The sequence below is a fragment of the Allolucifera butyrica genome (assembly GCF_900476375.1).
GTDB lineage: Bacteria > Bacillota > Negativicutes > Sporomusales > UPPP01 > Lucifera > Lucifera butyrica.
Window position 1 is genome coordinate 17672 of sequence record NZ_UPPP01000080.1, and the last position, 14703, is coordinate 32374.

Genomic DNA, 14703 nt, shown 5'->3' on the forward strand with positions numbered 1-14703 from the left:
GCAATGATGAAAAAGCTGATTAATAAACCGGAAGATTTTGCCCGGGAAACTGTGGAAGGTATCGTACTTGCGCATCCGGAATCTTTAAAAATGTTAAATGGCAGTTATCACTGCCTGGTAAGAGCGGACCGGAAAAAAACGGGTAAAGTAGCGATCGCGACAGGCGGAGGCTCGGGCCATTTACCGGTATTTTTAGGTTATGTAGGCTATGGGCTCGCTGATGGTGTAACGATTGGCAATGTTTTTGCTTCACCAAGCGCGGAAGCGATGCATGAAGTCGATAAAGCAATTCATGCGGGAGCCGGCGTTCTTCACTTATATGGACGGTATGGCGGCGACATAATGAATTTCGGGATGGCGAAAGATCTGGATGAGATGGAAGGAATTGAAGTTACGGAAGTTTTAGTTTCGGACGATGTCGCTTCGGCGTCCAAGGGCAAAGAAGATAAGCGGCGTGGCGTTGCCGGTCTGGTATTTGCATATAAAATAGCCGGCGCCGCAGCCGAAAAAATGGTATCCCTTGCGGAAGTAACCCGGATTGCGCAGAAAACCGTAGACCGTACAAGAACAATGGGGGTTGCCTTAACGCCCTGTATCGTTCCTGAAGCCGGCAAAGCAACGTTTTCCATTGGTGAAGACGAGATGGAAGTCGGCATGGGCATCCATGGCGAACCTGGCATTCAGCGTACGAAACTAAAATGCGTCGATGAGGTAGTAGAGGACATTTTGCTCAGAATTATCGAAGATTTGCCCTATAGCGCCGGGGATGAAGTTGCTATCTTAGTGAACGGCTTAGGAGGAACTCCCAAAGAAGAACTTTATCTTGCATATCGTAAAGCACATGAAATTTTGCAAGAAAAAGGGATTGCCATCCACAGAAAATATATTGGTGAATATGCTACTTCACTGGAAATGGCAGGAATGTCAGTTAGTTTGTTAAAATTGGATGACGAATTAAAAGAACTAATTGATGCGCCGTGTTACTCTCCATTTTTCGAACAATCCAGGTAGAAAAGGGTGAATTTATAATGGGAAAGATAACCAAGGCGGCTATGAAAGATGTGTTAGCTTCTATTGTCGCCATATTAGAAAAAGAAAAAGCATATCTTATTGAACTGGATGGCTCTATGGGTGATGGTGACTTAGGTCTTACTATGCATACCGGTTTTCTGGCTCTATATAATGAAATGGATGCAATTCATGAAACGGATATGGGAAAGGTTTTTATGAAATTGGGGATGAAAATGAATTCGGTTGTTCCATCGACAATGGGGACGCTGATCGCAACCTGTTTCATTAAAGCCTCCGCAGTAGCCAAAGGGAAAACGGAGTTGGAATTACATGACCTGGCGGCGATGGGCCAAGCGGCGATCCAGGGTGTTATGGAGCGCGGTAAAAGCAAAGTTGGCGATAAAACTATGCTGGATGCCTTATATCCAGCCATAGAGGCATTAGACAAAGCAATGAATGAAGATAAACCAGCGGCTGACTTATGCAAAGCTGTTTATTACGCAGCAGTAGACGGCGTTGAACAAACCAAAAAAATGCAATCAGTCCATGGAAGAGCCGCCTATTATAATGAAAAATCAATTGGAAAACCTGACCCGGGTGCGACGGCTGTTATGTTTATCATCAAAGGAATTACGAATCGGTTCTGCTGATAATAAGTGGATTTCTATTGTGTTTTTGCGAAAAAATTCAGGGTATAAAAATAAAAGCAAAGGTTAGTTAGTTCCTCAAAACCCCAAGAAACCTTAAAAAGATCAAGGATTCTTGGGGTTTTTCAGCTTTTTTTATAAGCAGCCAATAAGTTTTCAATTCTGCGAATCACTTCTGAACGGACATTTTCTGGTGCTAAGTATTCACATTTATCACCTAAGCGAAGCAGCATATTATACCAAAACTCATCTTCCACAAATGGACAGTGAGCTATAAATTTATTATCTCCATAGGATTCAATGTTTTCCTCTCCGCAAAATTCCACCATCAAGTCTCTTATTGAATCGTCAATAAGAAGTTTAACGGTAGTAGCTTCACGTCCTGTTCTGAATGAAAAGTCTTGCGATTTATAATTAAATTCCCTGGGAAGAAAGGTTTCTTTAAGGATTTCAAGTGACGAAGTACGGGAGAGTCTAAAAATCCGAAAATCCTTTCTGGTAGTACAGTATCCCTGTATATACCAATTCGAATCCTTTAATACTAACCGATAGGGTTCGACTATTCTTTGGCTTTTCTGGCTAAGCCGGTCAGAATAATCAAAAGACAGGAGGCGGTTTTCGCTAATGGCAGTTTTAATCTCCTCAAGCTTCAGCCTTAGGCTTTTATTTCCAAACCAAGGAGTATGGTCAATGGCAATCTGACTTGATTTTGATTCAATAGCTCTCATTTGTTCCGCTGGGACTAAGCCTTTCACTTTTGCTATAGTATTAAGGATATCTTCACTGGACATGGTTGGGTGAATACTTCCAAGACCTATTAATAAGGCGGTGATATTTGAAGAGTAAATAACCTTTTTTCTATCTTGTACTCCTCCATAATGCCAATGCCGCCATTAACTCTGGGATAAGTTACAATTGGAATACCCGCCGAGTTTATGGTTTCTATATCTCTGTAGATTGTTCGAGGCGTTACTTCAAACATTTCCGCGAGCTTAGTGGCGCTGATTTTTTTTATGTTCGAGCAGCAGCATAATAATGGATACTAATCTGCCTAGTTTCAACGATATCACCTTAGATTTTTATTTTATCCTATCATAAAATATGACACATAGATGTCAAGGTTTCTTGGTTATAATAAAAATATATTGGTCAATGACGTAACCGGTTGATCAATTTTATATGACCAGGAACTATCATGGAACAATGAAAGCAATTGCCAAGTTTAAATTTAATTTATTAAAGGGGGATTTTATATGACCCAAATTTATAATGATTTACACCAGTTTACGGATTATATTGAACCAATCAACCTATCTCTTCATCAATATTTATTACTATCTGCAGAGCCCACTCTAATTCATACGCAGAGGTTATAGAACGCAGTTGGGAAGATGCTGTTGCCAATTGTGGTATCGAATCTATACCCAATAAAGAAATGCAAGATAAACTGCTAAATAACCTCAAAAGTATTAATCTAAAATTCGTAGCCACTGGGCACGGTGTATGCATTAAGCTATAGAAAAGGATCATTCTTTAATACGACAGAAATAATGCAAAAAGGGAATAAAAGCTGATTTCTGTATTATGCAGGATTCAGCTTTTATTAATAATTATGAGATAATATTATTTTAGGAGTGCCTATTTATGGAAATGAATAAAAAGCCATTTATATTTGAGCTGGTCTTTGTATTTGATCTTGTTAAGGCTCTCGAACAATTAGTAATTAGATGATAATATATAAAATAGAACCATGTAAATTCGAGGAAATTGGGTGTAATGATGGCTTTTGTACAAGGCACCTTTTTTGAAAATATGCATAGAGCTCCTTTGGCTGACCGGCTCAGGCCAAGAACTTTAGATGAATACATTGGTCAGACACATATCCTTGGTAAAGACAAGGTACTGAGACAGCTCATAGAATCAGATAATATTACTTCGATGATTTTATGGGGGCCGCCTGGGGTTGGTAAAACTACCCTTGCGATGATTATCGCCAATATAACCAACGCTAAATTTATGAACTTTAGCGCTGTAACCTCTGGTATCAAAGAGATCAAGGAGATAATGGCAAAAGCGGAACAGAGCAGGCTGATAGGCGAGCGGGTTTTAATCTTTGTAGATGAAATTCATCGCTTTAACAAAGCGCAGCAGGATGCTTTTCTTCCACACGTTGAGAAAGGCAGCATTATTCTTATTGGCGCTACTACCGAAAATCCTTCTTTTGAGGTCAACGCAGCCTTGCTATCGAGAAGTAGAGTGTTTGTTCTGCATTCTCTGCAAACAGAAGATATTGTGAAGCTATTAAAGCATGCCTTACAGGATCAAAGAGGCTACGGGGGTCAAAATATTGAAATTGCCGATGAACTGCTGGAATTAATCGCCGTATATTCAAATGGAGATGCCAGGACGGCGCTTAATGTGCTGGAAATGGCTGTAACGAGCGGTGATAGGCAGAGTGACACCACGATTATAAGTAAAGGTGTCGTAGAAGGTTGTATCCAACAAAAAGCATTGTTATATGATAAAAACGGGGAAGAACACTATAATCTTATCTCTGCCTTGCACAAATCCATGCGCAACAGTGATCCTGATGCCGCGGTCTACTGGCTGGCCAGAATGCTTGAAGCCGGAGAAGAACCGCTGTTTATTGCCAGAAGGCTTATCCGCTTTGCGTCAGAAGACATCGGACTGGCTGATCCCAGAGCTCTGGAAATGACTATTGCCGTATATAATGCCGCCCATTATCTAGGCATGCCCGAGTGTAACGTGCACTTAACTCAGGCGGTAGTATATCTTTCTATTGCAGCTAAGTCCAATGCGCTATATATAGCTTATGAAAATGCCAAGAAAGATGCGCAAAACACACTTGCCGATGGTGTGCCGCTGCACCTTCGGAATGCTCCCACCAAGCTGATGAAAAGCCTTAACTATGGTAAGGATTATCAATATGCACATGATGCCAAGGATAAAGTTGCCAACATGCAATGCCTGCCGGAAAATCTGAAAGACCGCCAATATTATCAGCCTACTGAACAAGGTCTTGAAAAAAATATAAAAGAACGTTTGGAGCTTATCAAAAAGCTCAAAACAAAGAAACTTTAGGAATCAGTTAAGGAAGAACAAGTTATATATTAATTTGAAATGTGAGCCTCAATACATAGATGAGATAAGAGAACTAAATAAAGATGTCCTAATTAGAAATGCACATGCGGAAATACCTTCCCGCCCAGCTCACTACCACCTTTCCAATTTTTCATAAATTAGTTGCCGAAAGTGAATCCACCCTCCAAACCAAAATTTTATATATTATACTTGTTATTAAACCACGTAAACTCCTGCCCAATGTGCAAAATTTGGCAGGAGTTTTGTTTTATCCCATGGCGTTATTTGGCGTCATCACCGGCAGAATATTAAATAGTCGTATTGTTACCGTTCCGCCAAGAGAAACCAAGAATGGTATCGAATCGTATACCATTCCGTTTTTTCCATTACTGTTTTATACTAATATTGAGCTAATCTTGTTGTGAATGCTCTGTCGTTTATCCATGGGAGTAACAAAATAGATGTAATCTCCTTTGCGCCTCTCTAAATTACATAAAAGAATTGAGGCATCATTATGACAATAAAAGAACGGCTTTCTATTTCCAACATTCTTATGATTATTGTGCCGGTGATAATCACGACTATTATTGCTGCCGTCTGCCTTGAAATTGTTTGGTTGGCTATGATAAACGGCGCTGGCTTTGTTCTGAAGGATTCTCCGCATTTTTATAATGCAAGTCAAAGGATTTCATCTATAGCAGAAAACTTTTTGAATACAACAGACCCAAATGAACAAACCGAACAAATTAAGCATCTGGAAGAGCTGTTAAATCAAGGTTCGTTTTCCTTGACTATTAGCGCATTAGGTGTGGAACGATATCATTTTGGCAAAGATGTAAAATTAGATAATTCCAAGCTGTTGGCAGCCATGGCGGCGTTAAATGGTGAAGGAGTAATATCTAGTAATGGATACAACTATTATGTTCATCAGACAGAAATTAAAGGAACTTTGTATAGCATAAGTATTTTAGGTAAAAAGATAGAAGATTCCCCTCATTTAGGCCAACAGATAGAAGATTCTCCTCATTTACGGCATGGAATGCTAATACCATTCGGAATAATCCTAACTTTAGGTATTTGTCTTTCCGTTTTTTTAACAAATAAATTTTTAATTAGATTTGTGTTTCAAAAAATTGAAGATCCAATGAATATCTTATCAAGTGGCGTGCGACAGATTCGAGATGGCAATTTAGATTGCCGAATCAAATATGACCATAAGGATGAATTTGCATCAGTTTGTGCCGACTTCAATGATATGGCAACTCGTCTAAAGGAATCTGTTGACTTGTTGCAACGGCAGGAGGCAAGCCGTAAAGAACTATTAGCAGGGATTTCCCATGATCTGCGTTCACCGCTGACCTCTATACGCGCCTATGTGGAGGGATTATTAGACGGGGTGGCCAAAACGCCGGAGGCACAGCGCAGCTATTTGGAAACAATCAAGACCAAATCCATAGATATTGATCAAATGGTGTCAAAAATTTTCCTATTTTCTAAAATGGAAATTGGTCAATGTTCAGAACACCCTGAACCGTTGAATCTGGCAAAAGAAATCGACACACTTATTCATGAGGTCGGTGCAGAATATAAGGAAAAGGGCCTGCAAATAACAATGCAGGATTTGTTACCTGTCACAGTATTTGGTGACCCGGATTCACTGCGCCGAATTCTGGTCAATATCATGGAAAATAGTTTGAAATATAAAAATAAGGTGATGGGTCAGCTTACAATTTACTCCACACAGACAGAGGCTGCCTATGTGATACTTACGTTGTCGGATGATGGTCCTGGCGTATCGGAAGAATCACTCCCCCGGATTTTTGATACTTTTTATCGAAGCGATCCAGCTCGGCAAAATCCACAGAAGGGCAGCGGGTTGGGGCTTGCTATTGTTTCCAAAGCGGTTAGTCAAATGGGCGGTACAGTTACAGCCAAAAATGGAAAAAATGAGGGACTAACTATGGAAATCAAATTACCTATACAGGAGAATAAAAAATGAGCAAAATTTTAATTATTGAAGATGATAACGATATTGCCATGATTGAACGGGACTATTTAGAAATTGACCATTTTACGGTTGAAATTGCCTCAGACGGACTTTCCGGAGTAGATCAAGCTCTGCGCGGTAATTTTGATCTAATTTTATTAGATTTAATGTTGCCGGAAATGGATGGTTTTTTAGTCTGCCGAAAACTTCGCGAGCAACTGGACATTCCCATCTTAATGGTAACTGCACGCCAGGAGGATATTGACAAAATTCGCGGCCTTGGACTAGGTGCGGACGATTATATCGAGAAACCATTTTCGCCTGGGGTACTGGTTGCACGTGTCAAAGCGAATCTGGCTCAGTATCAGCGACTCAAGAATAGTTGCAAAGAAATGTCCGATAAAATAACCATCGGCCCTATTTGTATCTACACTAAATCACATCGTGTTTTTGTAAGAGGACAAGAAAAGGAATTGAAAAATAAAGAATATGAGTTGTTGCTTTTTTTAGTGATGAATGCCGATGTTGTATATAGCCGTGAAACTCTTTATGACCGTATTTGGGGTTATAATGCATTGGGTGAGAATGCTACCGTTGCGGTTCATATCAATCGACTTCGGGAGAAGATCGAGGAAAATCCGGCGGACCCCCGTTATATCCAAACTGTCTGGGGTGTTGGATACCGTTTTAAGGTATGAAAGATTTTATAAACAGTTTAAATTTAATTAAAGTTTAGTTTAATTCATTCGTTTATACTGATTTTATAGCAGATAAGCGAATGAATTTTTTTTCGTAAGCGAATACCACAGGCAATACAGGTGGTCCCAAACAAACTCTTAAGGTGCGAAATTTAGAAGAAAGGTGTTTGCTAATGGAAAGTAACTTGTACAAGCATAGATTCGTATGGACGGTTTTATTGTTAGTCCTTTCTAGCCTTATTTTTGGCTGTGGCGATAAAAAGGCCGCTTCTCCATCAACGGTTGCCGTTACGGTAGGCAAGGTAGAAACGCGCACTATGCCTATCCAACTCGACGCGGTGGGGAACGTACAGGCCTATAATTCTGCGGCAATTACGCCTCTGGTAACTGGACGGGTACTGCAGCTTCACTTTCAGCAAGGGCAAGATATAAAGGCCGGTGATCTTCTGATTACAATTGACCCGGAACCGTTTGAACAACAATTGGCTCAGGCCAAGGCTCAGCTGACCCATGACAGAAACCAGGCGGCTTTTAACCAGGCAACTGCTAAACGTTATGATTATTTGCTCCATAACGATGCTGTATCACGGCAGGATTATGAGCAAATGGCCACCGCCGCGAGCACCGAAAATGCTACGGTTGCGCAGTCGGAGGCGGCGGTGGAGAATGCTCGTATCAATCTCAATAACTGTTATATCCGGTCTCCCATTAACGGACGTACCGGCGCTATCCTGGCAAATATAGGTACATTGGCCACCGCGAACCAGACTCAACTAGTCGTGGTCAATCAGATTACTCCTATTTTTGTTCAGTTTAGTATTCCTGAGAAATACCTGGCGGCGGTAACTGCCGCTCAAAAAAACGGCCCGCTACCGGTTATGGCCAACATTTCCGATCAGGGGATGCGGGTTACTGACGGGGTGCTGACCTTCATCGATAATACGGTAGACACTACCTCCGGTGTAATTCAAATGAAAGCCCAGTTTCCCAACACTAACCGGCAGCTCTGGCCCGGACAGTTTGTCCGTATTACCGTCAAACTGGGTGAACAGTCCAATGCTGTCGTAGTGCCTGATGCGGCAATAATGGATGGACAGCAGGGCAAATATGTTTTTATAGTAAAGGATGATCTGACGGTAGAAGTACGCCCGGTGACAGTGGACCGGGTATTTGACGGATTAGCGGTAGTTACCAAAGGATTGGATCCTGGAGAGACAGTCGTCACCGACGGGCAAGTCAACTTACGTCCCGGAGCTAAAGTCAGTGTCAAACAGGCAGTTGCCGGCAATGCTCAATCTATTGCCCAAGGTGGTGGTGCATAGTGAATATCTCCGCTATTTGGATCCGCCGTCCGGTAATGACTATTCTTATAATGATTACGCTGTTGTCTTTCGGGGTAATCAGCTACTGGAAACTGCCGGTTAATGATCTGCCGGATGTAGACTATCCGGCGATTCAAATTTCTGCCAGCTTGCCGGGTGCCAACCCGGAAACAATGGCATCATCGGTGGCTCTACCTTTAGAAAAACAGTTGTCGACAATTTCCGGTGTGGACTCGATGACTTCGATAAGCTACACGGGTACAACGACCATTAGTATGACTTTTTCGTTGGATCGTGACATTGACGGTGCAGCGAATGATGTTAGCGCCGCTATATCGGCGGCTACCAAACGGCTGCCAACGAATATGCCGTCCCCGCCGACTTATACGAAAACCAATCCGGCCAATCAGCCGGTCATGTACTATGTAGTATCCTCAAAAACGATGAAAATGCCGGAGATAGAGGACTATGTTCAATCTCAACTTATACCGGCTGTATCCGCAGTCAACGGTGTTTCGCAGGCGTTGATTTTTGGGCAGGCCCAATATGCTGTGCGTCTCAGAATGGATCCGGATAAGATGGCGGTCCGCGGTGTAGGTATCAATGAAGTATCGAACGCTATCATTAATGGCAACGTGAATCTGCCGGGAGGGACATTAAACGGACCGGACGTTACCTACAATATCGATTCGTCTGGCCAGCTTATGAATGCCAAAGAATACAATTCTTTAATTGTCGCCTACCATAACGGCAATCCGATTCGCCTTCGAGATATTGGCAAAGCCACCGATAGCAGCGAAAACGAAAAAATTGTGAAGAATGTCATTACTCCCGGTGAAGAAGCGCCGGGCGTATTAGTGGCGATATTTAAGCAGCCTGGGTCCAACGCTGTACAGATTGCCAGCGATGTCAGGAAGAAAATGGAAACAGTAAAGAAATCGCTTCCCCAGAGTCTCACCGTATCATTGTTGTATGACAAGGCTAATTTCATTCATGCATCGGTTGATGACGTGGAAGCCACCTTGGCCTTAACGGTGCTGTTGGTCATCTGCGTCGTTTTCCTCTTCTTAGGCAGCCTTCGAGCCACGTTAATTCCCGGTATTACCGTTCCCCTCTCGTTAATGGCGACCTTTGCAATCATGAAAATCTCCGGCTTTAGTCTGAATACCATATCATTGATGGCGCTATCCTTGGCGGCGGGTTTTGTTGTTGACGATGCCGTGGTCGTAATGGAGAATATTGTCCGGCGGGTTGAGAAAGGCGAAACTCCAATGGCAGCCGCCTTCTCCGGCTCAAGGGAAATCTGTTTCACCATTCTGTCAATGACCATTTCGCTTGTTGTTGTCTTCGTACCGATTCTGTTCATGAGTGGTATTATTGGCCGTTTATTCCGTGAGTTTGCAGTCAGCATCGCTGCGGCGATCCTATTTTCCGGCTTCATTTCCCTGACTTTGACCCCGATGATGTGCGCTTATATTATCAAGCCCAAGAATGGTGACAGTAAACCGAGCCGCATTATGGAGATTTCGGAACGGGTTTTCGAACGGGCCAGGAACTTCTATGGACAGACGTTGACAATAACCTTAAATCACCCGCTGCGGGTGCTGGTGTTTATTCTCGGAGTATTTGTTCTGGCGGGATTTCTGTACACCAAAATTGACAAGGGATTTATCCCCAGCCAGGACATGGATATGTTTACCATTCGGACCCAGGCCGATGACCGGTCTTCCTTTGACTATCTTAAGAATCATCAGGAAGAGATAAACAAGATATTGGAGAAATTACCGGGGTTGAGAGGGGCGGTGTCCACCGTTGGCTCACCTACATATAATACGGGTTTTATTATAGTCAGCCTTGAGGATCGAAAAAACCGTGCCGAGTCCGTGGACCAGATTATTAATCGGCTCAGGCCGGAATTTAACAATGTTCCTGGACTGCGGGTAACCTCATACAATCCCCCGCCGATTAGCATGGGAAGCCGCCAATCCTATGGCGTTGGCCAGTATACTATTACCAGTCCCAACCTGGACCTTTTGTATAAAGCGGCTAACGATATGGAAACGCAAATAAAAACGATCCCCGGAATTACTGATGTGGTTTCCAGCCTGCAAACAAAAGTTCCTACAATGTATCTCACGATTGACCGGGACAAGGCGTCGGCTCTCGGGCTTTCCGCCAATCAAATCCAGGATGCCCTTTATTCCGCTTATGGTGATCGTCAGGTGAGCACCATTTATTCTGCCAGTAACGAATATGATGTATTCTTGGACCTAGGGGTCAACTTTCAGACCGACCCGTCGGTACTTAACAAGTTGTATGTGAAGACCGGGTCATCTCTTGGACCTTCCGTTACCACGCCGGCGTTGGTTCCGCTGTCGACGATCGGTAAGCTAACGCAAACAATGATGCCGTTATCAATAAATCATAGCGGCCAGATGCCGTCAGCTACTATTCAATTCAATCTCAAGCCGGGATATGCGCTTGGTACGGCAGCTGCTGAAATTCAAACCCTGGCCCAAAAGACCTTGCCTTCAAGCGTAGTGGGCTTTTTTGAAGGCAATGCTTCAGCTTACCAGAGTTCGTTTAAAAATATGGGATTTCTCCTGCTCATTACCGTATTTCTTATCTACGTAGTGCTGGGAATTTTGTATGAAAGTTTTATTCACCCGATTACCATCCTGACCGCATTGCCGCTCGCCGGCGCCGGGGCACTGATATTCTTGATGCTATTCCATATGGAACTCGATATCTATTCCTATGTAGGGATTATTATGCTCATTGGTCTTGTCAAGAAGAACGGGATCATGATGGTCGATTTCGCCCTGGAGTTAGCGGAGAAACAGGGACTCCCCTCTAAAGAAGCTATTCACCAGGCTTGTCTGATTAGGTTCCGGCCGATTATGATGACGACAATGGCTGCGGTGTTTGGCGCGTTGCCGATTGCCTTGGGATACGGTTCCGGTGGTGAGGCTCGACAGCCTATGGGAATTGCAGTGGTTGGCGGGTTGGTATTTTCTCAGTTTTTAACCCTGTATGTAACCCCGGTTTTTTATGTATGGTTTGATCATTTGCAGCAAAAATTGAAAGCCAGACGACAGGAGACGGAACGCTATGTTCCACCCCGGAGACGACAGATGTTTGAGTAAGGAATCATTAATTTGTGTTATGAACCTATAAACAGGCAAGAAAAATCGGAAATAGAGGAGAAGAAGATGAGAGTTTACAAAATAGCATTGGCGTCAATCTGGATGCTTTGCGTTGTAATTTCAGCTCAAAACATAGCACCGGCGCTGGTGTCAGCTCAAAACGCTAAAACCCTGGAAGCAGCGCCGCAAGATAGGGCAAGGATGACGGTGCTGCCCCCATATCAGGTCCTGCCCGATAACCGGGTGACATTCCGCCTCAAGGCTCCGCAGGCAACGAGCGTCGAGGTGGAGGGTGAGTGGCCGGGCGGCCTGGAAGGATGTAGTACTATTCCTATGATCAAGGATAAACAGGGTATTTGGACCGTGACGGTCGGTCCACTCCCGTCTGATATCTGGAGTTACAGCTTTGTTGTCGGCGGGGTACCTGTTATGCCCTCTTTTGGGCCGTTTGGCGGGCCAACGTCCTTATCGCCGGCAATTTCGTAATCCCCGGTCCATACGGTGACGATTTTGCCCCTCACGGTGCTCCCCAGGGAGTAGTGGAAGGTTATGCAAGAAGGATCGAAGCTTCAAAGTGCGAGACCACGACAAATTAGGGGCATAATGGATGAGATTCAAACAATTCGCAATAAAGCATTAAGCGAAATACGTGGGCAGCTTGACCAAAATCAGCAAGCCGTTTTTGATCAATGGTCAGCTCAGCGGCAAAGTGAAAATGAAAGAAAAAAGGAAATGCTGAAAAGCGTGGATTAACTAGACAGCAAAAAATTCAAATTGCCAAAATTAGTGAAAGCTCCGAAGAAGCCGCCTGGAGAATAGTTGGCGATAACTCAATTACGAAAAGTGAACTCCGTCAACAACTTACCCAGCTGCGTGCCAATACCATGCGAACGATTCGTCAGCAACTTACGCCAGAGCAGCAGGTTAATTTTGACACATGGCAACAGCAAAAATAAACGTGACGTTTCCTAATTACACCACAAGGAAAGCAGCTGCCTTATGCGTTTTAACTGTCTATCAAAGAAGGATGGGGTAATTATATGGTAAGCTATACACAAGGCTTTTTAGGCAAACCGAAGACTCTGTGCAAATCCGGGGATGACACACCATGTCTATTCACAAAAAACTGAACAAAATTATAACTGTTATAAATTAAAGGTATTGATGTATCCAACGGTGCTCCTGCTCCACCCGTAAGCACGTAATCCGTACCTATTCCGACTATCAACTCACCTGTAGGACTTAGGCTGATGAATTGTTCATCATAGGCGTGCACATGGCTGACAAGTACCTTTTTCACTTTATGCCTAAACTGCTCAATCAATTGAAAAAACCGCTGACTTTCCGGTGTGTCAACGGGAAAGCCGTCAAGGGTACTCCATCTTCCGATGCTCGGTTGAGCATGCATTGCTACTATGGTATTCCGCGGACTGATCTCCAATTGATGCCCAAGATAGTCCAATTCCAAATCAGTAAAACCATATATGCTATTGCTGGGGCTGATGATATTGTTCAGGGAAAAACAGCGGAAGTCAAATTTCGGAATATCAATTTTCCAGTGTACCTTACCTATTGTAGCTTCAAAATTCTCTACATTGCTTTGATTTAGAAACAACTCGTCATGATTCCCGATGGCGACGAACATAGGTATATCCGGGACATGTTTCTCCACGTAGCGTACAAAATGCGCCAAGTATTGCACCTCGCCCGTAAATACCGTATCTCCGCCATGAACAATAAATAAAGGTTTTAATTTCAATGTCTGCTCTAAAACCAGCTCAAATTCACCGGCCATTGTAAAACAACCATCCGCTGGTCCCCTTCCCCTGCTGTCGCCCATAAAGACGAAACGGAATTCTTGGCGATGTAAGTTTCTTATTTTACTCTTAAGTAATTTTTCAGAGCGTTCATGCAGTGTCACGGCTGTTCTCCCCTTCATAAAATTCCTGCATCGAATTAACATTATGTCTACTCTAATATATGAAGGGAAGGTTCAAAATGTGTAGACTGTATCCTGTCCCAATTTTGAATGAGGCACCAATGCCGTGCAGCGTCACCAACACAGTATAAGAGCTATTAAGAAAATTTAGTCCCGAAATTAAGATGTCGTTTACTGGCATTTTAATTTAGTTATGTTATGCACCCAGCAAAAGCAAAGTACTTGACCGCTGTACTCTTCTCACTAAACACCGTCTTTTCAGGTAGAGTTGTGCAACATGCCGAATATTACTTTCGCCATCAGCAAATAATATTTTAATACTCATATATCGAATGCCTTCCTAGGAATACCTGGTGATAGTGTCCACTAGTCGGCCTTTTCTCATCGACTCGACTGTGGTAAACGGAGAGAATACATTAACGGCCTTTAGCTCACGTACTGTCACACAAATTCCATAAAAACGGAACGCTCCTGCTAACAGACACTTGATAAACTCTTCTAAGCTCCAATCCTCCAGCCATTTTATAAATTGATCAGAAAATTGGCCGTTCTCGAATTCGTCCTCCATTTTGATGACATATCGTTTACAGACTTTTTCTGCCTTTAATGCATTGGTTAAATCAGTGATGTACATTAATTTATCATATACTATTACATGAACATTTAAATCCTCGATATAGTTCTCTTGATGACTGACTAACAACACATTCTCAGTGATGCTTTTGTAAATTTTAAACATTTCATCCTCCGTTCTGTCGCTACCGCTGGCGGCGTAAATAATAATTATATGTACTTAACATTTTTCATTTTTTCTAGACCATAGTAGTTCATAAGATATATGGACGCCGACC

14 protein-coding genes are annotated in these 14703 nt (G+C 42.9%); 10 read left to right on the plus strand and 4 right to left on the minus strand.

The genetic code is table 11. The features are described 5' to 3' along the window. Positions 1-3: 3 nt before the first annotated feature. The gene (locus tag LUCIF_RS14935) at positions 4-1011 is read left to right on the plus strand and encodes a dihydroxyacetone kinase subunit DhaK (RefSeq protein WP_207857764.1); all 1008 of its coding nucleotides are present in this window, start codon (positions 4-6) and stop codon (positions 1009-1011) included. Between the two features lie 17 nt (positions 1012-1028). Next, on the plus strand, positions 1029-1661 hold the full coding sequence (dhaL, locus tag LUCIF_RS14940; protein WP_122628690.1) for a dihydroxyacetone kinase subunit DhaL: 633 nt from the start codon (positions 1029-1031) through the stop codon (positions 1659-1661). Positions 1662-1783: 122 nt separating this feature from the next. On the opposite strand, the gene LUCIF_RS14945 is transcribed toward dhaL, so the two are convergent. Together LUCIF_RS14945 and LUCIF_RS27330 are read right to left on the minus strand one after the other, a co-directional pair. After that, positions 1784-2449 (minus strand): helix-turn-helix transcriptional regulator, encoded by a 666-nt coding sequence (locus LUCIF_RS14945; protein WP_207857766.1) that lies wholly within the window; start codon positions 2447-2449, stop codon positions 1784-1786. A 26-nt stretch (positions 2450-2475) separates the two neighbouring features. Continuing rightward, positions 2476-2673, minus strand: coding sequence for a helix-turn-helix transcriptional regulator (locus LUCIF_RS27330; RefSeq protein WP_370745519.1), 198 nt, complete (start codon positions 2671-2673; stop codon positions 2476-2478). Between the two features lie 761 nt (positions 2674-3434). Here LUCIF_RS27330 and LUCIF_RS14950 point away from each other — a divergent pair. The 8 genes from LUCIF_RS14950 (at position 3435) to LUCIF_RS26130 (ending at position 12666) form a co-directional block, all read left to right on the plus strand. Then, a complete protein-coding gene (locus LUCIF_RS14950) occupies positions 3435-4760 on the plus strand; it encodes a replication-associated recombination protein A (RefSeq protein WP_243638734.1) in 1326 nt (441 codons plus the stop codon). A gap of 104 nt (positions 4761-4864) precedes the next feature. Beyond that, positions 4865-5185, plus strand: a complete 321-nt coding sequence (locus tag LUCIF_RS26125) for a hypothetical protein (protein ID WP_122628691.1) — start codon at positions 4865-4867, stop codon at positions 5183-5185. Positions 5186-5274: 89 nt separating this feature from the next. Next, positions 5275-6759, plus strand: coding sequence for a HAMP domain-containing sensor histidine kinase (locus LUCIF_RS14960; RefSeq protein ID WP_122628692.1), 1485 nt, complete (start codon positions 5275-5277; stop codon positions 6757-6759). Then, complete coding sequence (locus LUCIF_RS14965; RefSeq protein WP_122628693.1) at positions 6756-7445, plus strand: response regulator transcription factor; 690 nt, start codon at positions 6756-6758, stop codon at positions 7443-7445. The genes LUCIF_RS14960 and LUCIF_RS14965 overlap by 4 nt, the downstream gene beginning before the upstream one ends. A 173-nt stretch (positions 7446-7618) precedes the next feature. Then, positions 7619-8767: an efflux RND transporter periplasmic adaptor subunit gene (locus tag LUCIF_RS14970; RefSeq protein WP_122628694.1), complete on the plus strand. Its 1149-nt coding sequence runs from the start codon at positions 7619-7621 to the stop codon at positions 8765-8767. After that, positions 8767-11913 (plus strand): efflux RND transporter permease subunit, encoded by a 3147-nt coding sequence (locus tag LUCIF_RS14975; protein WP_122628695.1) that lies wholly within the window; start codon positions 8767-8769, stop codon positions 11911-11913. The genes LUCIF_RS14970 and LUCIF_RS14975 overlap by 1 nt, the downstream gene beginning before the upstream one ends. A gap of 66 nt (positions 11914-11979) precedes the next feature. After that, positions 11980-12399: an early set domain-containing protein gene (locus tag LUCIF_RS14980; RefSeq protein ID WP_122628696.1), complete on the plus strand. Its 420-nt coding sequence runs from the start codon at positions 11980-11982 to the stop codon at positions 12397-12399. Positions 12400-12516: 117 nt separating this feature from the next. Next, positions 12517-12666 (plus strand): hypothetical protein, encoded by a 150-nt coding sequence (locus LUCIF_RS26130; protein WP_165866015.1) that lies wholly within the window; start codon positions 12517-12519, stop codon positions 12664-12666. A 295-nt stretch (positions 12667-12961) separates the two neighbouring features. Here the strand turns inward: LUCIF_RS26130 and LUCIF_RS14990 are convergent, their stop codons facing one another. After that, positions 12962-13834 (minus strand): metallophosphoesterase family protein, encoded by an 873-nt coding sequence (locus LUCIF_RS14990; protein ID WP_207857770.1) that lies wholly within the window; start codon positions 13832-13834, stop codon positions 12962-12964. Positions 13835-14192: 358 nt separating this feature from the next. After that, the gene (locus tag LUCIF_RS14995; protein WP_122628698.1) at positions 14193-14591 is read right to left on the minus strand and encodes a hypothetical protein; all 399 of its coding nucleotides are present in this window, start codon (positions 14589-14591) and stop codon (positions 14193-14195) included. Positions 14592-14703: the final 112 nt, after the last annotated feature.

Bases quoted from the DNA above. Each gene is read 5' to 3' on its own strand.
- LUCIF_RS14945 (WP_207857766.1), bottom strand. From the start codon at position 2,449: ATGTCCAGTGAAGATATCCTTAATACTATAGCAAAAGTGAAAGGCTTA.
- LUCIF_RS14980 (WP_122628696.1), top strand. From the start codon at position 11,980: ATGAGAGTTTACAAAATAGCATTGGCGTCAATCTGGATGCTTTGCGTT.
- LUCIF_RS14970 (WP_122628694.1), top strand. From the start codon at position 7,619: ATGGAAAGTAACTTGTACAAGCATAGATTCGTATGGACGGTTTTATTG.
- LUCIF_RS14950 (WP_243638734.1), top strand. From the start codon at position 3,435: ATGATGGCTTTTGTACAAGGCACCTTTTTTGAAAATATGCATAGAGCT.
- LUCIF_RS14935 (WP_207857764.1), top strand. From the start codon at position 4: ATGATGAAAAAGCTGATTAATAAACCGGAAGATTTTGCCCGGGAAACT.
- LUCIF_RS26125 (WP_122628691.1), top strand. From the start codon at position 4,865: ATGCGGAAATACCTTCCCGCCCAGCTCACTACCACCTTTCCAATTTTT.
- LUCIF_RS14995 (WP_122628698.1), bottom strand. From the start codon at position 14,591: ATGTTTAAAATTTACAAAAGCATCACTGAGAATGTGTTGTTAGTCAGT.
- LUCIF_RS26130 (WP_165866015.1), top strand. From the start codon at position 12,517: ATGGATGAGATTCAAACAATTCGCAATAAAGCATTAAGCGAAATACGT.
- dhaL (WP_122628690.1), top strand. From the start codon at position 1,029: ATGGGAAAGATAACCAAGGCGGCTATGAAAGATGTGTTAGCTTCTATT.
- LUCIF_RS14960 (WP_122628692.1), top strand. From the start codon at position 5,275: ATGACAATAAAAGAACGGCTTTCTATTTCCAACATTCTTATGATTATT.
- LUCIF_RS14965 (WP_122628693.1), top strand. From the start codon at position 6,756: ATGAGCAAAATTTTAATTATTGAAGATGATAACGATATTGCCATGATT.